Origin of the sequence: Streptomyces sp. Z423-1 (assembly GCF_013009255.1) — a bacterium.
GTDB classification, from domain to species: Bacteria; Actinomycetota; Actinomycetes; order Streptomycetales; family Streptomycetaceae; genus Streptomyces; species Streptomyces gossypiisoli.
The window spans coordinates 1,684,295-1,705,804 of sequence record NZ_CP053109.1; the positions used below are offsets into that span (position 1 = coordinate 1,684,295).

At 71.7% G+C, this 21,510-nt stretch carries 16 protein-coding genes and 1 pseudogene; 7 read left to right on the plus strand and 10 right to left on the minus strand.

Features of this window, described 5'->3' with window-relative positions; translation table 11 throughout:
• Positions 1 to 226: 226 nt before the first annotated feature.
• Positions 227 to 1,573 (minus strand): protein phosphatase 2C domain-containing protein, encoded by a 1,347-nt coding sequence (locus HJD23_RS07910; RefSeq protein WP_171110335.1) that lies wholly within the window; start codon positions 1,571 to 1,573, stop codon positions 227 to 229.
• 309 nt (positions 1,574 to 1,882) lie between these two features.
• Between HJD23_RS07910 and HJD23_RS43600 the strand changes: the two are divergent.
• Both HJD23_RS43600 and HJD23_RS07920 read left to right on the plus strand, forming a co-directional pair.
• Positions 1,883 to 2,302: pseudogene (locus tag HJD23_RS43600) on the plus strand (hypothetical protein); the annotation flags it as partial.
• Between the two features lie 53 nt (positions 2,303 to 2,355).
• Complete coding sequence (locus HJD23_RS07920) at positions 2,356 to 2,838, plus strand: DUF456 domain-containing protein (RefSeq protein WP_171110337.1); 483 nt, start codon at positions 2,356 to 2,358, stop codon at positions 2,836 to 2,838.
• 30 nt (positions 2,839 to 2,868) lie between these two features.
• Here the strand turns inward: HJD23_RS07920 and HJD23_RS07925 are convergent, their stop codons facing one another.
• From HJD23_RS07925 to HJD23_RS07955, 7 genes are all read right to left on the minus strand, one after another.
• Positions 2,869 to 3,510 carry a LysE family translocator gene (locus HJD23_RS07925; RefSeq protein ID WP_171110338.1) on the minus strand — a complete coding sequence of 214 codons (642 nt, stop codon included), beginning with the start codon at positions 3,508 to 3,510 and terminating at the stop codon, positions 2,869 to 2,871.
• A 46-nt stretch (positions 3,511 to 3,556) separates the two neighbouring features.
• Positions 3,557 to 4,096: a methylated-DNA--[protein]-cysteine S-methyltransferase gene (locus HJD23_RS07930; RefSeq protein ID WP_171110339.1), complete on the minus strand. Its 540-nt coding sequence runs from the start codon at positions 4,094 to 4,096 to the stop codon at positions 3,557 to 3,559.
• Positions 4,093 to 5,487 (minus strand): AlkA N-terminal domain-containing protein, encoded by a 1,395-nt coding sequence (locus tag HJD23_RS07935; protein WP_171111737.1) that lies wholly within the window; start codon positions 5,485 to 5,487, stop codon positions 4,093 to 4,095. The genes HJD23_RS07930 and HJD23_RS07935 overlap by 4 nt, the downstream gene beginning before the upstream one ends.
• A 150-nt stretch (positions 5,488 to 5,637) precedes the next feature.
• Positions 5,638 to 6,729, minus strand: coding sequence for a ribosome small subunit-dependent GTPase A (gene rsgA / locus HJD23_RS07940; protein ID WP_171110340.1), 1,092 nt, complete (start codon positions 6,727 to 6,729; stop codon positions 5,638 to 5,640).
• A gap of 250 nt (positions 6,730 to 6,979) precedes the next feature.
• Positions 6,980 to 8,170 (minus strand): sugar ABC transporter permease, encoded by a 1,191-nt coding sequence (locus HJD23_RS07945; RefSeq protein WP_240980976.1) that lies wholly within the window; start codon positions 8,168 to 8,170, stop codon positions 6,980 to 6,982.
• Between the two features lie 86 nt (positions 8,171 to 8,256).
• A complete protein-coding gene (locus tag HJD23_RS07950) occupies positions 8,257 to 9,039 on the minus strand; it encodes an ATP-binding cassette domain-containing protein (RefSeq protein WP_171110342.1) in 783 nt (260 codons plus the stop codon).
• A gap of 39 nt (positions 9,040 to 9,078) precedes the next feature.
• Entirely contained in the window at positions 9,079 to 10,167 is a 1,089-nt protein-coding gene (locus HJD23_RS07955; protein ID WP_171111739.1) for a substrate-binding domain-containing protein, read from the minus strand.
• A gap of 166 nt (positions 10,168 to 10,333) precedes the next feature.
• Between HJD23_RS07955 and HJD23_RS07960 the strand changes: the two genes are divergently transcribed.
• Together HJD23_RS07960 and HJD23_RS07965 are read left to right on the plus strand one after the other, a co-directional pair.
• On the plus strand, positions 10,334 to 12,808 hold the full coding sequence (locus HJD23_RS07960; protein ID WP_171110343.1) for a SpoIIE family protein phosphatase: 2,475 nt from the start codon (positions 10,334 to 10,336) through the stop codon (positions 12,806 to 12,808).
• A complete protein-coding gene (locus tag HJD23_RS07965; RefSeq protein ID WP_171110344.1) occupies positions 12,805 to 13,887 on the plus strand; it encodes a substrate-binding domain-containing protein in 1,083 nt (360 codons plus the stop codon). Before HJD23_RS07960 ends, HJD23_RS07965 begins: the two co-directional genes overlap by 4 nt.
• A gap of 207 nt (positions 13,888 to 14,094) precedes the next feature.
• On the opposite strand, the gene HJD23_RS07970 is transcribed toward HJD23_RS07965, so the two are convergent.
• Positions 14,095 to 15,585 (minus strand): cellulose-binding domain-containing protein, encoded by a 1,491-nt coding sequence (locus HJD23_RS07970; RefSeq protein WP_171111160.1) that lies wholly within the window; start codon positions 15,583 to 15,585, stop codon positions 14,095 to 14,097.
• 161 nt (positions 15,586 to 15,746) lie between these two features.
• Entirely contained in the window at positions 15,747 to 17,111 is a 1,365-nt protein-coding gene (locus tag HJD23_RS07975; RefSeq protein WP_171111158.1) for a radical SAM protein, read from the minus strand.
• A gap of 145 nt (positions 17,112 to 17,256) precedes the next feature.
• On the opposite strand from HJD23_RS07975, the gene HJD23_RS07980 reads away from it, so the two are divergent.
• From HJD23_RS07980 to HJD23_RS07990, 3 genes are all read left to right on the plus strand, one after another.
• Positions 17,257 to 18,501 (plus strand): FAD-binding protein, encoded by a 1,245-nt coding sequence (locus tag HJD23_RS07980; RefSeq protein ID WP_171111156.1) that lies wholly within the window; start codon positions 17,257 to 17,259, stop codon positions 18,499 to 18,501.
• 173 nt (positions 18,502 to 18,674) lie between these two features.
• Positions 18,675 to 19,922 (plus strand): ROK family transcriptional regulator, encoded by a 1,248-nt coding sequence (locus HJD23_RS07985; RefSeq protein WP_240980660.1) that lies wholly within the window; start codon positions 18,675 to 18,677, stop codon positions 19,920 to 19,922.
• 317 nt (positions 19,923 to 20,239) lie between these two features.
• The gene (locus HJD23_RS07990) at positions 20,240 to 21,502 is read left to right on the plus strand and encodes a sugar ABC transporter substrate-binding protein (RefSeq protein ID WP_171111152.1); all 1,263 of its coding nucleotides are present in this window, start codon (positions 20,240 to 20,242) and stop codon (positions 21,500 to 21,502) included.
• Positions 21,503 to 21,510 lie beyond the last annotated feature (8 nt).

Below are 21,510 nucleotides of genomic sequence, written 5' to 3' on the forward strand. Positions count from 1 at the left end.
GCCCGCCCCGGCCGCCCCACCCGACCGCCGCCCGCCCGTCCGGCGCGGCCCGGCCCGCCCCGGATCGCCCCAACTGCCGATCTGCGACTGCCGATCCGGCCGTAGCCGCCCAACCCGTCTGACCGCCGGTCATCGACAACCGCCGTACCACCGCCGTAGCGCGCCCGGCGAGACTGGCCGAATCCGTACGGCACGGCGGCCGCCCTACGCCGGTCAGCGTCTGCCCTCACGTCTCCCAGACAGCCGCCACCGTACGGTCGTCGGCGTAGCCCTTCACCCGCGCCTGGGTGTCGGCGAGGAAGGCGGCGAGGCCCGGCGGCTGCGGCGCCGACCACCGCTCACACAGATGCGCGGGCAACTCCGGTTCGCCGCGCAGCGGCTCGGCCAGGCCCTCGGTGCACATCAGCAGCGTGTCGCCCGGTCGGGCGATGGAGGCACGGAAGCGGAAGGGTTCGCGGGGCGGTTCGGGGGCCGGTTCGTAGGGGCTGGGCGGCGTCGGGATGCCGAGGTCCATGGTGAAGCGGTCGCCGTCGGGGGTCTCGGCCGGCGGCGACCCGAAGCCGACGACGGGTTCGCCGGCGACCTCGCCGACCTGCGGTTCGATGTCCTGCCACGCGCCGTCGCGCAGCCGGAACAGGCCGCCGGCGCCGACGCCGAAGAAGACGCGGGTGCGGCATCCGGGGTCGGCGGGCAGGAGCAGGCAGCGCAGGGTGGCGGCGTACTCGTCGGGCCCGAGGCCCTGTTCGGCGGCGCTGGCGCGGAGCTTGCCGAGGCTGCGGTCGGTGAGGCGGTGCAGGCCGGACTTCAGGTCGCCGCGCCGGCCGGCCCGGATGTCCTCGGCGAGCCGCACATGACTGCGCCCGACCGCCCGCCCGATCCACCGGCACACCTCGGCGGCGGCGCGGTGCGCCCCGGCGGTGGCGCGGGCGCCGGTGGCCATCGCGACCAGCACGAGGGCGTCGTCGCCGGTGCCGAACCGCGCGGTGAGCAGCGAGTCGCGGCGGGGTTCGCCCCGGTACCGCGCGGAGTCGCCGCGCACGGAGGCCGCGCGCAGCGTGCAGGCCCCGTAGTGGGCGCCGTCCAGCACGGTGTCGGCGACCAGGCTGCCGAGGTCGTCGGGGTCGGCGGGCGGGAGCGCGGTGGGCTCGGGGTCGTAGGTGGGCGGGCCGGAGCCCACGTGGTGGAGGGCGGCGGCGGTGACCCGCTTCAGGCGGGTCGGTGAGTGTGGGGGCGGCGGGGGTGGCTCCGCGAAGGAGGGGGCAGGGGTGCCGGCGCCCGAGGTGGTGGGGCCCTGGGGAGGGAGTGGGGTGGGTATGGAAGGGACTGTCCCGGCGTCGCGCGGCTCGGGGACGGGGCGGTCGGCGGTGTCCCGCGGCGGCCGTGAGCCGCTGCGCGGCGTCGGTAAGGCGCCCCGGGTGCCCGGCGGTCCGGTCACCGCCCCCGATGCCGAGGCGAAGCGGTCGTCCAGCGAGTCGGGCGTGCGCGTGGGGCCCGTGTCCTCGGTGGTGTCGTCGTAAATCTGCCCCCACCAGTCGTCGGAGTGACCGGTGGGCCTTCCCCCCTGCTGGCTCATGCCCCCAATTGTCCACCGCGGGGGCCGGATGAAAACGGGGCGTTCGGAAAATGCGGTCGGCGCGAACCGTGTTCGAACGGCGTGCGGTGAGCCGTCGTACGGGGCACCGGAGTGAGCCGTCGCACGGCCGTGCGAGGGAGTCGCCGGGACGGCAGGGACGTCGCCGGGCGGTTCCACCCCCCACGGGAGAACCGCCCGGCGACGTCGTAGGCCCGGGCCCCCGTCAGCGCCGGTGACCCCACCTTCGCAGGGTTACGGGCGGTACGGCGATGATGCGCCAAGGCGGTTTTGCGCCGTGGCCGGTTTCCGCTGCGCCGCCTGGAACGGCACGGTCTCGCCGCCCAGTCGTCCGCCCGGCCCGGCCGCTGGGTGGCCGCCCCGCCCGGTGTGGCGCTGGGCGCGCTGCTCACCCAGCGGCGGCACGAACTGGACCAGCCGGACGGCATGACCGAACTGGGCGCGGCGCTCGGCCGGGGCGAGGAGGTGCGGGTGGTGGACCGGGTGCCGACCAAGCTGGTCGTCGCCGACCGCGCGCTCGCCCTGGTGCCGCTCACCTCGCCGACCGCGGAACCGGCCGCGCTGGTGGTGCACGCGAGTGGGCTGCTGGAGCTGCAACAGCTCGGCCTGGGCCTGAGGACCGTACAGCGGCGGGTGAAGCGGCTGATGGAGCTGACGGGGGCGACGACCCGGTTGCAGCTGGGGTGGCACGCCTATGAGCGGGCTGGGTGGCCCGGGAACGCTGACGGCCTGCGTGCTGCCCCGGGCTCCTGCACGCTGGGCAGATGGGAGTGTGGCAGCTCCTGCTGGCCGGCCTGGTCATGGTGTTCGGCCTGTGCGGAGTGCTGGTGCCCGGTGTTCCGGGGTCGTGGCTGGTGTGGGCCGCGGTGTTGTGGTGGGCGCTGCAGGATCCACGGCCGGTCGCCTGGTTCGTGCTGGTCGGCGCCACTGCCGCGCTGCTCCTGTCGCAGGTGGTGCGCTGGGCCCTGCCGCCCCGCCGGCTCCAGGAGAGCGGCGCCACCCCCCGAATGGCGGTGTACGCCGGACTCGGCGCGCTCCTCGGCTTCGTCGTCGTCCCCGTCATCGGCGCGATCCCCGGTTTCATGGCCGGCGTCTACCTCTGCGAACGCCTCCGCCTGGGCCGCCACGGCGAGGCCAGGGCCGCCCTGCGCACGGCGATGCGCTCCGGTGGCTCCAGTGTGCTCACGGAGCTGTTCACCTGCCTGCTGATCATGGGCGCGTGGCTGGGCGCGGTGATCTGGGGCTGACCTGAGTTTTGGGCTTACCTGAGCGGGCGTCTAGTCCTTGCGGCCGGTCGCCGCCACCGTCACGCCGAGGCCGATCATGGTCAGGCCGCCGACGCCGCCGACGGCCGCGAGCCGCCCCGGGGAACGGGCGAACCAGTCCCGCGCACCGGCCGCCGCCAGCCCCCAGACGCTGTCACAGGCGACGGCGATGAGGTTGAAGACCAGGCCGAGCAGCAGCATCTGCGCGACGACGTGCCCCTGCGCGCGGTCGACGAACTGGGGCAGTACCGCGGCGAAGAACACGATCGTCTTCGGGTTGGTCACCCCGACCGCGAACCCCTCCCCCAGCGTGCGCAGCCGCCCGTGGGCCACCTCCGCCGCCCCGCCGAACGCCGCCCGCAGCGCATGCCGCTGCCGTATCGCGCGGACCCCCAAATGGATCAGGTAGGCCGCGCCCGCCAGCTTCAGCGCCAGGAAGACGACGGCCGACCGCTCCACGACGGCCCCAATGCCGAACGCCACGGCGACCACGAGGACGTACGCCCCCAGCGTGTTCCCCACCACCGTGGTCAGCGCGGCCCGGCGGCCCTGCGCCAGGGCCCGCCCGATCACGAAGAGCACACTCGGCCCGGGCACCACGATCAGCAGGAACGACATGGCGGCGAAGGCCACGAGTCGATCGGTCGACACCATGCCGCCCACGCAATCACGCGGACGGCGGGCGGTTCAATCGGTTATCTCAGCCGGGTCGGTCGGCCGCCGGTGGCAGCACGCCCTCCAGCGTGAGCAGCCGCACCTTGCGGTCCAGGCCGCCCGCGTAGCCGGTCAGCGAGCCGTCGGCGCCGACGACCCGGTGGCAGGGGCGCAGGATCAACAGCGGGTTGGCGCCGATCGCGCCACCGACGGCCCGTACGGCGGCGCGCGGGGCGCCGATCCGCGCGGCGATCTCGCCGTACGTGGTGGTCGCGCCGTACGGCAGCGGGTCGAGCGCCGCCCACACCCGCTGCCGGAACGGCGTCCCCTCGGAACGCGACCGCAGCCGGAACTCCTTCAGCTCCCCGGCGAAGTACGCGGCGAGCTGCTCCTCCGCCTCCCGGAACAGCGCCGGATCGTGCCGCCAGCCGTCCTGGACGGTCCGTCCGCCCTTCTGCCCGGGCACGGAGAGGGACGTGAGGGTGCCGCTCGGGTCGGCGGTGAGGAGCAGCTCACCGAGGGGGCTGTCGACGGTGGTCCAGTGGGTCGGGGCCGCGACAGGGGCGGTGTTGACGGGCGTGTTCACGGGAACTCCAGCTCCCCTGCTGCGCGCAGGTGTTGTACGGCGTATGCGCGCCAGGGGCGCCAGCTGTCGGGGACGTCCGCGCCGGGCGGGGCGACGTCCGGGTCGCCGAGGGCGCGGGTGCGGATGACGGCGACGGTGGCGGCGTCCAGGCCGGGCAGGGCGAGCAGCGCCGCCTGCGCGTCGTCCCGGTCGGCGCCGGGGTCCAGGCGTACGACGCCGTCGGCGAGGGCCGCGGTGAGCGCGCCCAGGGTGCCCTCGGGCTCGGCCCCGGCGAGGACGGCCGGTTCGGGGAAGAGGTGGGTGAGGGTGCCGCAGGGCGCGTCGAGGGCCTTGCCGTACCGCCGTACCAGCCCCTCCGCCGCCGACCGCCCCACCAGCGCCCGTACCGCCAGCTCCTCCGGGTCCGCGGCGCCGGGCGACCGCAGCCCCGGCCGCGCGGCGACCAGCGGAGCGAGCCGCGGATCGGCGCCGAGCCGCTCGTCGACGGCGTACGGATCGGCGTCGAGGTCGAACAGCCGCCGCAGCCGCTGGACGGCGGTGGTGAGGTCCCGCTGGTCGGTGAGGTGCAGCCGGGTGTCGAGCCAGCCGCCGGGGTGGGTGGCGGTACCGGAGCTGCCGGTCCGCTCGTCGACGGCGACGATCCCGGTGCCGTACGGCAGCCGGAGGGTACGCCGGTAGGTGCGCCGGCCGGGCGACCCGCTCACCTCCTCGATCCCGGGCACGGCCTCGCGCGCCAGCAGGTCGAAGACGGCACCGGCGTGATACGGCCCCCGGTGGGCGAGCCGCAGCGGGATTCCGGCACTCGGCGTGTCCGCCCGCCGGGCGGTACGCCCCCTGGGTGCGGCGGCCCGCAGGTCGCTCGGGGTGGCGGCGTACACCTCGCGGATCGTGTCGTTGAACTGCCGCACACTGGCGAATCCGGCGGCGAACGCGATCTGCGTGATGGGCAGGTCGGTGGTCTGGATCAGCACGCGCGCGGAGTGTGCCCGCTGGGCCCGGGCGAGGGCGACGGGCCCGGCGCCGAGCTCGGCGGTCAGCTGCCGCTGCACCTGCCGCGCGCTGTACCCGAGCCGCGCGGCGAGCCCGGCGACTCCTTCCCGGTCCACGACCCCGTCGCCGATCAGCCGCATCGCCCGGCCCACGACATCGGCCCGCACATTCCACTCGGCCGACCCGGGCACCGCGTCCGGCCGGCAGCGCCGGCAGGCCCGGAAGCCCGCGCCCTGCGCGGCGGCGGCCGTCGCGAAGAACCGCACGTTGTGGCGTTTGGGGGTGACGGCCGGGCAGCTGGGCCGGCAGTAGATGCCGGTGGTCTCGACGGCGAAGAAGAACTCGCCGTCGAACCGGGCGTCCCTGCTGCGCACGGCTTCGTACCTGGTGTCCTCGTCCATCACGTTGTCCAGTGTGGGCGAGCCACGGCGGCGCCGCTGGCGGAAATCGGACACGGCGCTGCCACGCACCGAAGGGCCGCGGGAAACTGCGCGGCCGGCCACAGCGAAACCCGCAGCCGCCGGCCGGCAGATGAGGCACCCCCGTAGGCGCTACCGCCACCTCCCCCGCTTCGCCTCCATCGCCGCCCTCCCCTCAGCCCCCTTGCGCTTCCAGTCCCGCCTGAGCTCCGCACGGACCCTCGCATCGGTCTTGGCGACGATCCGCTGGTTCTCCCGGATCAGTTTCCGGTAGCTCTCCAGCCGCCGCACCGGCAGCTCGCCCGCCTCGATCGCGGCCAGCACCGCGCACCCCGGCTCGGACACGTGCGCGCAGTCGTGGAACCGGCACTCGGCCGCCAGCTCCTCGATCTCGGAGAAGACCTGCCCGACCCCGGTACCGGCGTCCCAGAGCCCGACTCCCCGCAGCCCCGGCGTGTCGATCAGCACCCCGCCGCCGGGCATCAGCAGCAGGTTGCGCGTGGTGGTCGTATGCCGCCCCTTCCCGTCGACGTCCCGCGTGGCCTGCACCTCCATCACGTCCTGTCCGAGGAGCGCGTTGGCGAGCGTCGACTTGCCCGCACCGGACTGCCCGAGCAGGACGGACGTACCACCGGAGACGGCGGCGGTGAGGACGTCCAGCCCGTCCCCGCCGACCGCGCTGACCGCCAGCACCGGCACTCCCGGCGCCGTGGTCTCCACGTCCCGCACCAGGTGCCCGAGCGTCGCCGCGTCCGGCACGAGGTCGGCCTTGGTCAGGACGACCACCGGCTGCGCCCCGGACTCCCAGGCGAGGGCGAGGAAGCGTTCGATGCGGCCGAGGTCGAGTTCGACGGCCAGCGACACGGCGATGATCGCGTGGTCGACGTTGGCGGCGAGGATCTGCCCCTCGGACCGCTTGGAGGAGGTGGAGCGCACGAAGGCGGTACGGCGCGGCAGATACGTCCGTACGTAGCGGGGGTTGCCCGTGGGTTCGACGGCGACCCAGTCGCCGGTGCACACGACCCGCAGCGGGTCGTGCGGGGTGACGAAGGCGGTGTCGGCGCGCAGCACTCCGCCGGTGGTGACCACGTCGCACTGCCCGCGGTCGACCCGGAGCACCCGCCCGGGCAGCAGTCCTTCGGAGTCGTACGGGGCGAACTCGTCCGACCATGCCCCGTCCCAGCCGTAGGGAGCGAGCGCGGCGAACGCAGAGGTGGAAGACAACAGGGAGACCCTTCACAAGGGTGGCCCCGGCGGGCGTGCGTACGACGACGCGCGCAAGCGTGGAATGTGTCAGCCGGTGGCCACGGAGGTGGACTTGATGAACTCCTGGATGCGGGCAGCGCCCGTCGCAACGACAGCCATCGGTCACACCTCCCGTTCCTGCTCGGCCGACAGCAGCAGCCGACGGCTGCTGCGCGAAGCAGCCCTCACGTTAGAGAGTCACGCACCCGGATGCCACCGGTTTTTCGTGTCACGCCCGCCCATGGGCCTCCTGCGAGTGTCGCGACACTGCGTCGATGACCGCCGCGGCGAAGAGCACGCCGCCCGTGATCATGAATTGGACGGCGGCGGGGGTGTCCGTGATCGCCATGCCCGAGGCGATCGACTGGATGACCAGCATGCCGAGCACCGCGCTCCAGGTCGTTCCGCGTCCTCCGAACAGGCTGGTGCCACCGATGACGGCTGCCGCGATGGCATTGAGCAGCAGGACGCCCGTGCCTGAACCCTGGCTCACCGAGGTGATGCGCGAGGCCAGGAACAGACCGCCGATCGCGGCCATGGTGCCCGAGACCGCCAGCACCGCGGTCCGCACCCGCGTCACACTGAGGCTGGCGCGGCGGGCCGCCTCGACGCCGCCGCCCACTGCGTAGATCTGCCGCCCGTAGTGCGTGCGGCGGAGCACGATGTCGAGGCCGGCCACGATCACGAGGAAGATCAGGAGGGCGAGCGGCAGACCCTGGAACTGGTTGAGCACGTACGCGGCGGCGAACGCGATCACCGCGAGGACTCCCGTACGCACGGCGATCGCGGGGAGTGAGCGGTGCCGCATGCCTACGGCCTTTCGGCGCCGACTGTCCAGGTAGGACACGAGGAACACCGCGCCCGAGCCGACTGCCGCCAGGCCGTAGGCGGCAGCGTCGTTGGTGAAGTAATAGCTGGTCAGCTGGGCGACGAGCCCGTTCTCGTCGAGATTGATGGTGCCGCTGGTCCCGAGGATGTAGAGCATGAGGCCGTTCCAGGTGAGCAGCCCGGCGAGGGTGACGACGAAGGCCGGCACGCGGGTCCGGGCGAACGAGTAGCCCTGGACGCTTCCCGCCACCGTGCCCGCGAGCACCGCGATGATGAGGGAGAGCCATTCCGGTACGCCGTTGTTCACGTTCAGAACGGCGAAGACAGCCGCCGCGAGGCCGCTGACCGAGCCGACCGACAGGTCCAGCTCACCCAGCAGCAGCACGAAGACGATGCCGACGGCGATCAGACCCGTGCCCACGATGTCCACGCTGAGATTGGACAGGTTCCGGGGTGACAGGAAGTTCTCGTTGAGGGACTGGAAGCTGATCCAGACCACAGCGAGGACGAGAGCGACCGGGAGCAGGCCCAGTTCGCCGGCGCCCAGCTTGCGCCGGAGAACGGTGACCTGGTTTTCCACGGCGCGGGCCACGACCCGCCCGCGGTGCGGCTGACGGGCCTCGACGGTGGGTGTGGCCTGGTCGGCCCGCGGGGTGTCCGCAGTGTTGCGCTTCCCTTTCACCACCTTGACTCCCGGTGGGCCATCCGGCGGGGCACGTTTTCCGCGGCGCCGGTGATGGACGAGATGATCTGTTCCTGAGACGCGGTGTTCACGTCGAAGAAGCCGTTGTTGCGACCGAGCCGCAGCACGGCGGCCCGGTCCGCGAGAGCCTTGACATCACCCATGTTGTGGCTGATGAGCAGGACACCGAGCCCGCGGTCACGCAACCGGTCGACGAGGTCCAGGACCTCATTGGTCTGCTCCAGTCCCAGAGTCGCGGTCGGCTCGTCCAGCAGGAGCAGTCGCGGGTCGACCAGGAGCGAACGAGCGATGGCGACCGTCTGCCGCTGGCCGCTGGACAGTGCGACCAGAGGGGCACGCAGGTCGGGAACGCGCCTGGTCAGGCGTTCCAGGAGCTGGCCGGTCCGGCGTTCCATCTCGACCTCGTCGAGGAAGCCGAATCTGCGGATTTCCCGGCCGAGGAACAGGTTGCCTACGACGTCGAGGTTCCCGCACAGCGCGAGGTCCTGGTAGACGGTGGCGATGCCGAGGTCCCGGGCGTCGTGGGGGCGCCTGATGTGGACCGTCCGGCCCTCCCACTCGATGACGCCCCTGTCCGCGGGAGCGACGCCGGAGATCACTTTGACCAGTGTGGACTTACCGGCCCCGTTGTCGCCCAGCAGCGCGACCACCTCGCCGGCACGGATTTCGAGGTCGACGTCGGCGAGAACGTCGACGACGCCGAAGCGCTTGCACACGCCGTGCAGCGCCAACAAGGGGGGAGTCGGCACGGAGACCATCCTCCTTCCCGTGACCGGTCCTGCGCCGGCACCGGCCTGTCAGGTGAGTCCGGCTCTGTTGCAGGCGGCGTCGAGCCGAGGGGGACAGATCTGCTGGATCGTGTACATACCGTCCTTCACCACGGTGTCCTTGATGGTGTCGACGGTCACGGGCACGGGGGTGAGCAGGACAGCCGGTACCGCGTGCCCACCGGGGGGTCTCACCTGGTCCGTGGCAATCCGGTCGAGGCTCTCACCGCGGGCCGCGGCCACGACCATGGCGGCGCCGGCGGAGGCCTCGGGTTCGAAGGGTTTGTAAACGGTCATGTACTGCTCGCCTGCGACGATGCGCCGCACGGCGGCCAGTTCGGCGTCCTGCCCGGTGACGGGGGGAAGCGGCTGGACCTTGTTGGCCTTCAGGGCGGCGATGCAGCCGGCGGCGAGGCTGTCGTTGGCGGCGTAGACCCCGTCGATGTTCCCGGCACCGAGGGCGGAGATGGCGCTGGACATGTTCGTGTAGGCGTGCTCCATCCGCCATTGGCGGGTGTCGTAGGTTTTGCCGATCTTCACCCGCCCCTCGAGTACGGACAGTGCGCCCTCCTTGAACGACACCGCGTTGGGGTCGCTGAGATCGCCGTTCATCATGACGATCTGGTCGCTGGCCCCCCTGTTCGCCATGGCCGTCAGCAGTGCCCTGCCCTGGAGCCGGCCGACCTCCACGGCGTCGAAGGAGACATAACCCGAGATCGGGCCCTCGGCGAGCCGGTCGTAGGCAATGACGGGGATACCTGCTTCATCCGCCATCCTCACCTCGGGCTGGAGCGATCGGGCGTTCACGGCGACGAGCAGGATGGCATCGACCCCCCGGGTGATCAGCGACTCCATCTGCCGCTGCTGGGTGGCCACATCGCTCCTGGCGTTGGCGTGCTCGATCGTGCAGTCGGCGCACAGCTCTTTGATCTTCCTGTCGAGCAGGGGCCTGTCCTGTGTCTCCCAGCGAGCCGTGGTCGCGTCCGGCAGCAGCACACCGATCGTGCGCGAGTTCCCCCCGCCGGAGCTGTTCCCGGCGCCCTGCCCGCAGGCCACGAGGGCGACGGCCGTCGAGACCGCGGTCATCGCGAGGGCCGCGTCCCTTATGCAGGTCTTCATACGGAAGACCTCCCTTGCCGGCGCCACGTCGTCAGTCTGACACCGGCTCCACCGATCTGCGAACTCGGTGAGTCTTGCTCCAGAAATAGACGAGTCTGTCCGCTTGGTTCGCATATGACAATCTGGTAGCGGGGTGCCCCGCATGGACGGGAGGTGGGTTGCGGACATGCCTGATGACCGTTCACCGCCTCCGCTGTGCGAGGCCACCACGAGGGACCGGGCCCTGACGTTCGCCGGGGCGGCGCTGGCAGCCGTCTATGTGTCCGAGTCCGGGCAGCAGGAGCTTCGCCTGGTGGAAACGGCCGGAGGCGCAACTGATCAGTACGAGCTGCCCGAGCGTCTGCCCCTGTTCGGTGGCTCCCCCGCAGCCCACGCCTACCGCGCCGAGGGGCCCCTGTGGCTGAATCCGGCGGCGCTCGCCTCCTACCACGAGGGCGGGCCGACGCCACCGCAAGCACAGGCGCCGCTCGGCGCGCTGCCCCTCGGCCCGCCGGGCAGGCGGCTGGGCTGCCTCGTCGTCGTCGGCGCTTCCCCGGACGGCTTCGAGGCCGAGCAGCGACGCTTCCTGGAGCGGTACGCCGACGCGGTCGCCGGGCTGCTCCAGGCCGGGACCGGACCGCCCGCACCGTCATCCTTGCTCAGTTCCGCCCTGCGCAGTCTGCGTGTCGGCTCGTTCGTCCTGGTGCCGGACACCGGCCTGATCGAGGCGGACGAGACCCTCCTGGAGCTGGTCGGCATCACGCCCGACGATTTCGACGGCAAGGCCGACACCCTGCTCTCGCACGCCCTGCCGGAGGACATGCACGCACTGATGTCCGTCCTGGAGCCGTCCGCCCAGGCGTTCGGCCGGCGGGAGCTGGAGTTCCGCGTCCGCTGCCCCACTGGTGGAATGAGCTGGCTGAGCCTGAGTTGCCGGGTGGCGACGCAGGCCGACGGCGGGCCGGAGCAGGTGCTGGGCGTGGTGGCTGCGACCTCGGTCCTGCGCCGGAGCCCCGACGACGTGTCCAGGATCCAGTGGCTGACTGCCGCACTCGACGAGGCCGCCACGGTCCATGACGTCGGTCGAGTGGCGGTCAACGCACTGCGTGAACCGCTGGGCGCCGACCGGGTGGCGCTGGCCGAGCTGCGGGACGACCGGTTCATGGTCACCATGCTCGACCCGCCGCGGCCCGACGCCTGGCCGGAGATCTGGCGTTCCCAGTGGCGTTCGGAGTGGCCCGACGCACCGGTCAGCGCCCTGCCCACGCTTCGCTTGGCGCTGCGGGACGGGCGTACGGATCTGTGGCCCGCCGGCACTCCCCTCGAACCCGGACTCGCGGGCATCGGCACCGGAGGGCTGGCCGTCCTGCCGCTCCCCGCCAAGGGCGGGGTCGCCGGCGTGTGCGTGGTCGGCTGGGATCAGCCGCACCAGTTCGTCCCCGAGGAGCGGTCCCTGCTGACCGCGACCGCGGCGCTCATCGGGCAGGCGCTCAAGCGCGCGCACGCACACGACGCCGAGCAGGAGCTCGCGACGATGTTGCAGCGCAGTCTGTTGCCCCGGCGCCTCCCCGAGCTGCCCGGGGGGACGGCAGTCGCCCGCTATCTGCCCGCCAGGCGGGGATTGCAGGTCGGCGGCGACTGGTACGACGTCATCGCCCTCTCCGAGAGGCGGGTGGCGCTGGTCATCGGTGACGTGCAGGGACACAGTGCCGGAGCCGCGACGATCATGGGTCAGATGCGCACCGCGGTCAGGGCGTACGCCGTGGAGGGTCATCCGCCCGACGTGGTGGTGTCCCACGCCAACCGTCTGCTCGTCGGCATGGAGACCGATCTGTTCGCCACCTGCTGCTACGCCGAGCTGGACATGGAGGAGGGCAACACCCTGTTCGTCCGGGCCGGGCACCTGTCACCGCTGGTGCGCCACCCCGACGGAAGTACCGAGGAGGTGCTTGCCGAGGGCGGGCCCCCGCTGGGCATTCTCGCGGACGCGGAGTTTCCCCTGACCGCTCTCGCACTGGCCCCCGGCACGGTGCTCGCCCTGATCACCGACGGGCTGGTCGAGGCCTCGGACCTGCCCCTGGACGAGGGCATGCGGCGGACGCGCACCGCGCTCGCCGCGGCCGATCCGGCGGACCCGGGGCGGATGGCCGACGCGCTGCTCGGCGACGTCGGCCGTCGTGAGGACGACGTGGCGCTGTTGCTGCTGCGCTACGACGGCATGAAGATCCGGCCGATCCGGGCGGGCTGGGTGGTGTGGCGGCTGCCCGACGCCGTGATGCACGCCCGCCGGTTCACCGCGCGTACCCTGCGTCGCTGGAGGGTCGAAGAGGCAGCGGACGCGGTGCTGCTGGTGGTGTCCGAACTGGTCACCAACGCCCTGATGCACACCCAGGGTCCGGTCCGCCTGGACCTGGTGCTCGGCGGGAACCGGGTTCGGGTCTCCGTGAGCGACTCCTCACCGCGTGCGCCCGCCAAGCCGGTGATCGTGGACTGGGAGTCGACCGGTGGCCGCGGCCTGCTCCTGGTCGAAGCGGTGTCGGAGTCCTTCGGCTCGATGCCGGTGGCCGGCGGCAAGCAGGTGTGGAGCGAGATCATTGTGCAACAGGGCGGGCCGGACCCCGAGGCCTCGGCGCCCCGAACGGAACGAGGGGGTCTGCCATGAGGCCTCGCATACGACACGTCGTCGCCGCGCTCGTCGCCGGACTGATGACGATGTCCCTGGCCGCCTGCGGAGGAGACAGCGACGCGGACACGGACAGCTTCACCGTGGGCCTGCTGCTCCCGAGCCGAGCGGTCCCCCGCTGGGAGCATTCGGACAAGCCGCTGATCGAGAAGCGGCTGAAGGAGCTGTGTAGCCGGTGCACCGTGCAGTACGCCAATGCCGAGAGTGATGCCCGGAGGCAGCAGCAACAGGTGATGTCCATGATCACCAAGGATGTCCGCGTCCTGATCCTCGACGCCGCGGACACCAAGGCTCTGCGCTCCTCCATCCAGGAGGCACACCGGGCGGGCGTCCCCGTCGTCGCCTATGACCGGCTCGCCGAGGGCCCGATCTCGGGTTTTGTCAGTTTCAACGGCGCGCAGGTCGGCAGGCTCCAGGCCGAGGGACTCCTGACGGCCATGGGCGAGGAGGCGAGCCGCGGGAGCGTCGTCATGATGAACGGCGACCCGACCAGCACCAACGCGGCGTGGTACCGGAGCGGCGCGATGTCCGTCCTCGCCGGCAAGGTGAAGATCGGCAGGTCGTACACCACCCAGGGCTGGAGCACGGACAACGCCTACGCCAATATGTCCGCTGCCATCGCGGCCCTGGGCCCGAACCGGATCAGCGGCGTCCTGGCGGCCAACGACGCGATTGCCGCCGGCGTCATCGCCGCTCTCAAGAATGCCGGTGTCCGGGACCTTCCTCCGGTCACGGGCCAGGATGCCGACCTCGAAGCCGTGCGGCGCATCATCACGGGCGAGCAGTACATGACGGTGTACAAGCCCTTCAAGGCGGAAGCCGACGCGGCCGCCACCATGGCCGTCGCCCTCGGGCGCGGCGAGAACCTCGACGACATCGCCACGACGACGATCGACAGCTCCACCACCGAGGACATCCCGTCGATCCTGCTCACTCCGACGGCGGTGACCCGCGACAACATCGAACAGACCCTGATCAAGGACGGCGTGTACACCATCGACCAGATCTGCACCCCCGAGCTCCGGCGCGCCTGCTCCGAGGCCGGCCTCTCGGGCTAGGGCCTGTTGCGAAAGTCCCGTCGTCCGCCCGGAGGGCGGGCCCCGCGGCGTTCGGTGCGTGCTCTCGGCGTGCCGCGCGGAAGTCCTCGTAGCGGCGCTACGTGGGCTTTCGCGCGGTGCGGCGAGAGTGCGTGCCGGGCGTCGCGGGGCAGGCGGGACTTTCGCAACAGGCCCTGGCGGAAGCCGGTCGGTCTCGTGCCGTTGTACTCAGGCCTTGGCGCAGTCCTGCCCGTTCAGCGTGAAGTCGTACGCCGGTGAGTTCTTGCCGCGCCAGGAGGCGAGGAAGCCGAAGGCGAGGCTGCCGTCGGCGGGGACGGCCTTGTTGTAGTCGGCGGCGGTGGCGGTGACGCGGGAGCCGTCCTGGGTGAAGCTCGCGTCCCACATCTGGCCGACCCGCTGGCCGTCCCGGAAGGTCCAGGCGACGCGCCAGTCGTCGAGAGCGTGCTCGGTGGTGACGGTGACGGCGGCCTGGAAGCCGTCGGGCCACTGGCTGACCAGGTCGTACGTGACATGGCAGGTCGGCTGCTCACCCTCCCCCGGCGACGGCCCGGTCTGCGTGGAGGTGGTGGACGATCCCTGGGGTTCCGGGTCGGTGCCCTTGTGGTCGGACGGCGGGGCCGGGGTCTGCTTGTCCGACGGCTCGGGGGAGTTCGGGGAGGGGGACGCGGACTCCGAGGGGGAGCGGGTGGCGACCGGCGGGGAGGGGCGGGGGTCGGCCACCGGCTGGCGGTCGGCGGTGTCGGCGGGTCCCGCGGCGCCGTCACCGGTGCTGCCCTGCGGCAGCAGGGTGACGGCGAGGGCCAGCAGGGAGACCAGGACGGCGGCGACGAGAAGGCCGCCGCGCAGCACGCGCGCCCGGTCGGCACCGGCCTCGTCGTCCGGGTCGAGGCCGTCGGGACGGCCGGCGCCGAGGCGTACCTCGGCGGCGCGGCGGCGGCGCTCCAGGTAGGCGAGGCCGCCCCAGCCGATGACACCGCCGGCGAGGGCGCCGGGCAGGCCACCGCCGTGCAGCCGCAGGCAGGCCGCGGCCTCCGCGCACTGCACACAGCGGGCGAGGTGCTGGGAGAGGTCGTCGGGGGTGTCGGCGACCGGTGAGCGGGTGACGGCGTCGAGCAGCCGGGCGTAACTGCGGCACTGCGGGTCCATCGGCGTGTCGAGATGGTTGCGCAGGCAGCGGTCCCGGAACAGACCGCGTACTTCGGTGAGTTCGTCGGCGACGCCGGTCGGGTCGAGGCCGAGGCGGCGGGCCACCACGGGGAGCGGCAGGGCCTCCACCTCGGCGAGCCACAGCAGTTCGGCGTCGGCTCCCTGCATGTCGCGCAGGGCGCGCAGGGCGAGCGGGCGGCGCAGCGGGGGGCCGGTGTAGCGGGCGGCGTGGTCGGAGTTGAGCCACAGGCGCAGTTCGGGGTCGAGCCGGTGGCCGTGGCCCTGCGTCTCCCAGTCGGCCGCCGTGGTGCGCACGGCGGTCAGCAGCAGGGCTATTCGGGGCAGTCGGGGCGGGCGGCGGCCGGCGTTCCGGTGCGTTTCGGACCCGGCGGTGCGGGCCTCGCGTATACCGTGTGCGAACGCCTCCCGGGCGAGCTGGGTCGCGGCCGCGGATCCGGCCGTGCACAGGTCGGCGTACGACAGCACCGTGTCCCAGCACTCGGAGAACAGCGCCGCCTCGGTGGCGTCCTGGGGGGTCGGCAGGTCGGGCATGGGTCTCCTGCATCGTGCGAGGTCAACTCACCGTGGGGACAAGGGGAGTTGTGGGGAACCTCAGGCAGGGCAAGAGCCTTTCACGCTTTCGACACAACTGACAAGCCGGGTATTCGAAGTGCGGTGTCGTACCCCCCCGGTCCGCCCTGGTCTCTCCCGGATTACGCCTGCGCCGTCTCCTGCCCTGCCGTTGCCCGGCGCGGCTCGTCCGGCTCCTGCGCGGGCAGGCTGTCCATGAACGAGCTGACGGAGAAGACCGCGCGGCCGGGGCCGGGCGGGCCGTAGCCGGGCGGGGAGGTGAGGCCGAAGTCGTCCATGGTGGCGCGGTAGGCCTCCAGCAACCGGATGTGATACTCCAGCGGCGCACCCTGCGGGTTGGCCTTGCCGAGGGGGGTGGTCGGCTCGGGGCACCACGTGGTGAACCGGGGCGTGATGCCGTGCGACATGAAGAAGCGCAGGCCCTCGGTGGTCGACGCGATGGCCTCGTCGACCGTGGTGAAACCGAACGGCTCCGCCATCTCCACGCCCGCCACGAAGTTCGGGATCACATTGCGCGCGCCGAAGATCTCCGCCGAGTCGAGGATGCGCTTGTGCCACTCGTCGCGGCCGACATAGCGCTCCTTGCCGGGGCAGTACAGCTCGAACAGCCGCCGGTCCCACACCTCGTAGTTCGGGTGGTAGATCTGCACGCCGTAGTCCTTGAACCGCTGCACGTCGTCGCGCGGCAGCGCCTGCGCGACCACCTTGCCGATCCACCGCCCCGGGAAGCGCTCCTCGATGGCCTTGGCGTAGTGCCCGTAGAAGTCGGCTTCATCCCGCCCGGCGACCGTCTTGGTGATCGCGCCGCCGGTGAGCGTGTAGGCGGTGGACGCCTTGGCGGTGTCGTACCGGTCGATGATCTCCAGGGCCTCCAGCACCTCCTCCACGTCCTTCACCCCGGTGTAGGGGCGGCCGGCCGCCTTGTGCTGGCGCCAGTTGTGGTTGATGTCGCAGTACTGGCACTCCTCCTTGGCACCGAAGTACTGGCACACCCGGAAGACGGTCAGGTAGATCAGGTAGCCCCACTGGATCGTCGGCGCCACCTCCATCACCGACTTCCCGTTGGACAGCGTGTGCCGGTAGTACTCCGGCATCGGCGGCACGCCCACATCGGCGATCCGCCTGCCGTCGAGGTACAGCCCGAGCATCCCGCCCTCGTCGGCGGCCACGCGGTACGGGGACGACGGGTTCACGCGCACGGAGACGACGGTCCGCCGCAGGTCGTACGGCCCTCCGGTGAGGATGATCTCCTCCGGCGGGCGGCGCAGGGCGGCCTCGCCCAGCTCGGGCAGGGTGCCGTGGTCGAAGGAGAAGATGAAGTACGACTTCGGCTTGACCTCACCGGCTGCCTCGTTGGCGGTATCGCTCAGCGCGGACGGGGCGAAGGCGACACCGCCCCGGAGCAGGTCCTCTTTGAAGACGGCCTCCCGCGGCACCTGCGGGAAGCGCTCCATCAGATCCTCGACGAGCGCGGTGCGGCTGCCCATCTTCGTGTCTCCTCCCAGTTCGGACGTACGACTCCTCACGGTATGCCCACTGCCTCCCGAGCCGTGCAGCCGGGTCCGGCAGGCATGTCCGAGGGTGATTTGCTGGACCCGACATGGACAGCATTCGGCGGGGAGGGGCAACCGCATGACCGGTACCGTGACCAACTGGGCGGGCAACATCACGTACGCCGCCAAGGAGCTGCACCGCCCGCCCACGCTCGACGCGCTGCGCTCGCTCGTCGCGGACAGCGCGCGGGTGCGGGTGCTGGGCAGCGGGCACTCGTTCAACGAGATCGCCGAACCGGGCCCCGAGGGCATGCTGCTCTCCCTGGACGCCCTGCCGCCCGAGATCGACGTCGACACGACGGCCCGTACGGTACGGGTCTCGGGCGGCGTCCGTTACGCCGAACTCGCCCGCCATGTCCACGCACACGGCCTCGCCCTGGCCAACATGGCATCCCTGCCGCACATTTCGGTCGCCGGATCGGTGGCGACCGGCACCCACGGCTCGGGAGTCGGCAACCCGCCCCTGGCCGCCGCGGTGCGCGAGGTCGAGCTGGTCACCGGCGACGGTACGACCGTCACGATCACCCGGGGCGACGAGCGCTTCGGCGGTGCGGTCACCTCGCTGGGGGCGCTCGGCGTCGTCACCGCGCTCACCCTCGATGTGCAGCCGTCCTACGACGTCGAGCAGTACGTCTTCACCGAACTGCCCCTGGCCGGGCTCGACTTCGAGACGGTCATGGCGGCCGCGTACAGCGTCAGCCTGTTCACCGACTGGCGCGAGCCCGGTTTCCGGCAGGTGTGGGTCAAGCGCCGCACCGACCAGCCGATGCCCGCCTTCCCCTGGGCCGCGCCCGCGACGCAGGCGCTGCATCCGGTGCCGGGGATGCCCGCGGCCAACTGCACCGAGCAGTTCGGCGTCCCGGGGCCATGGCATGAGCGACTGCCGCACTTCCGCGCGGAGTTCACGCCGAGCAGCGGTGCGGAGTTGCAGTCGGAGTACCTGATGCCGCGGTCGTACGCCGTCGACGTACTGCACGCCCTCGACGCGATCCGTACGGTCATGGCGCCGGTCGTGCAGACCTGCGAGGTGCGCACGATCGCCGCCGACCAGCAGTGGCTGAGCCCCGCGTACGGGCGGGACAGCGTGGCGGTGCACTTCACCTGGATCGAGGACGCTCAAGCGGTGCTGCCGGTGGTGCGACGGGTGGAGGAGGCGCTGGACGGGCTCGACGCGCGTCCGCACTGGGGGAAGGTGTTCGCGACGCCGGGGGCGATGGTGCGCGAGCGCTATCCGCGGCTGGGCGACTTCCGGGCGCTGGCCCGGACACTCGACCCCAGCGGCACATTCACCAACGCCTTCGTACGGGACATCCTGGCGGCCTGAATCGGCAGGACTTCCTGCACCCCACTTCCTGCACCCCCCTTCTGCACTCGCTCACCCGACTTTCTACACCCCCTTTCCTAACCCCTTGTCGAACGTCCCCCCAGCCCATAGCCTTGCGCCGCGCCGGTGCCGATGTCGTCCCGGCCTGAGCTGAAGGGATGGGGGTCGGCCCGGTGAAGCGCACATCACGTGACATCCGCACCGCGAACCGCTACGAGGTGCTGCGCCAGATCATCGCCGAGTCTCCCACCTCCCGGCAGGAGCTGGCCGCCGCGACCGGGCTGAGCCTCGCCACCGTCGCCACACTGGTCGGCGAGCTGCTCGACCTCGGCATGATCACCGAGGTCGGTTTCGAGGACTCGGCGGGCGGCCGCCCGCGCGGGCTCGTGGCCGTCAACGCCTCCGGCGGCGCGCTGATCGGCGTCGACATCGCGGAGACGTACGTCCATGTCGAGTTGTTCGACCTCGCGCTGAACGTGCTGGCCCGCGCCGACGAGGACATGCGTCCCGGTGAGAGCCGCCCGGAGCAGGTGGTCGGCCATGTCGCCGCCGCGGTCGGCTCGGTGGTCGCGCAGGCCGGGGTCGAGGGCGCGCGCGTGCTCGGCGTCGGGGTGAGCGTGCCGGGGCAGGTGGACCGCGACACGGGCATCTCCGAGTACGCGCCCAACTGGGACTGGCACGACGTCCCCCTGCTCGACCTGCTCGCCGAGCACATCGCCTACCCCCTCCACCTGGACAACCCGTTGCGCGCCTGCGCGGTGGCCGAGCTGTGGTTCGGCGCGGCGCGGGGGCGCGGTGACGCGGTGGTGGTCAACCTGGGGACGGGGGTGGGCGCCGGGCTGATCCTGGGCGGTGGGCTGCATCGCGGCGTCAGCAACAGCGCCGGCGAGTGGGGTCACACCACGCTCGTCCTGGATGGGCGGCTGTGCCACTGCGGCAACCACGGCTGCGTGGAGACCTACGTGGGCGCTCCCGGGATCATGCAGCACCTGCGTGAGCTGAACCCCGGCAGTCCGCTGCTCCACCCCGAGGACCAGACGGCCACCATCGACGCCCTCGCCCGCGCGGTCGCCGTGCACGACCCGGTGGCCCTCAAGGTCGTCCGGGACACCGCCCGTTACCTCGCCGCCGGGATCGCCGACCTGGTCAATCTGCTCAACCCCGAAGTGGTCGTCCTCAGCAGCTGGGTCGCGGCCACGCTCGGCGAACCCCTCCTCACCGAAGTGCGCGACGCCGTGTCCCGGCACGCGCTGCGGCGGCCCCTGGCCGCCACCGACATCGTCCTCTCCCCGATCCCCACCGACCCGGTCTCCCTCGGCGCGGCGACGTTCGCGCTCGAAGGCGCCCTGCAGACCGTCGGGCAGCGGAACGGCAAGCGCACCGCCACCCCCGCAAGGAGCCGTACCGCGCCGCCTTCATGACGACGGAAGGAACGCGCCCGCACCCCCGGCGGGCGCCGCAGACACCGCCTCCGCCGAGATCTCCCCGCACGCCGCCCGACGCATCGACACGGCGCTGAACCTGCACTGCCCGTCACCGGTCCAGTAGTTCACCCTTCGACGGTTCGGCGGGCCGCCGTGCGGTGGTCCGTCGCGCCGTCACGTCCGGCATTCCGAACGCTGCGCAACGTTTCGAACAGACTTCGTTCGACCCCTTGCCGAAGCCTTAGCCGAAGGTTAGCGTCCCGCACCGCACCTTCTGAACGAGCCGCAGCCGCACAAGAGACAAGGACGTCAGCATGTCGGCATTCAGCAAGAGCAACTGGGACCGCCGATCCGTACTGCGGGCCGCCATGGGCCTGGCCGCCGCCGGCGGGCTGGCGGCCTGTGGGAGCAACAACGGGCGGGGCGGCGGAGCTTCGGGCAACAGCCTCGTGCAGTACTTCCACGCGTACGGTGAGGCGGGGACCGAGCAGGCCATCAAGAAGTACGCGGCCGCCTACGACAAGGCGGACGTGACCACCCAGTGGATCACCGGGTCGAACTTCGAGAGCAAGCTCTTCGCCAGCCTGCTCACCGACAACGCGCCCGACCTCTTCGAGTTCCACCCGCAGATCCAGCTCGTCACGAGCGGTCAGGTGGCGGATATGACCGACATCGTCGAACCGGTCAAGGACGACTTCAACCAGGCCGACATCCAGTCGCACACGGTGGACGGCAAGATATACGGCGTCCGCATGATCGACGACCCGCAGTTCTTCTTCTACCGCCCCTCGCTCTTCGAGAAGGCCGGCGTCGAGGTGCCGCAGACCCTCGACGAGCTGATCGAGGTCGCCGCCAAGCTCACCACGGACAAGGTCAAGGGCGTGTACCTCGGCAACACGCTGCAGGCGGTGATCCGACCGATGATCTGGGCGGCCGGCGCCGACACCCTCGACGAGAACAACCGGATCGCCTACCACACGGACGGGGTCGTCGAGGGCCTGAAGAAAATGCGCAAGCTGTTCACCAGCGGCGATCTGCTGCTCGACGCCCCGGCCGACTACTGGGACCCCTCCGCCCTCAACCAGGGCCTGACCGCGATCCAGTTCTGCGGCATGTGGGCGATGCCGGCGATGCAGCAGACCCTCGGCGACGACCTCGGGGTCTTCCCGTTCCCCAAGGTCACCGACGCCGGCAAGCCCTCGGTCTACAACGGCGGCTGGTCGATGTTCGTGAACGCCAAGAGCGACAAGGCCGACGAGGCCAAGGAGTACGTGAAGTGGCTGTGGATCGACCAGAAGGAGTATCAGGAGGACTGGGCCCTCTCCTACGGCTTCCACATCCCGCCGCGCACCTCGATCGCCGAGAACGCCGACAAGCTGAAGTCGGGGCTGCCGGCGGAGGGCGTCAAACTCTTCACCGACTACGGGCACTTCGACAACATCGGCTGGACCCAGGCCATGATCAAGGCGACGGAGGACGTCTTCGCGGACTGTGTGCGCAAGGGCGGTGACCCGGAGGCCGCCCTCGACAAGTGCGACAAGGCAGTCAACACCGAACTGAAGAAGCTCTTCGGATAGACCGCCGG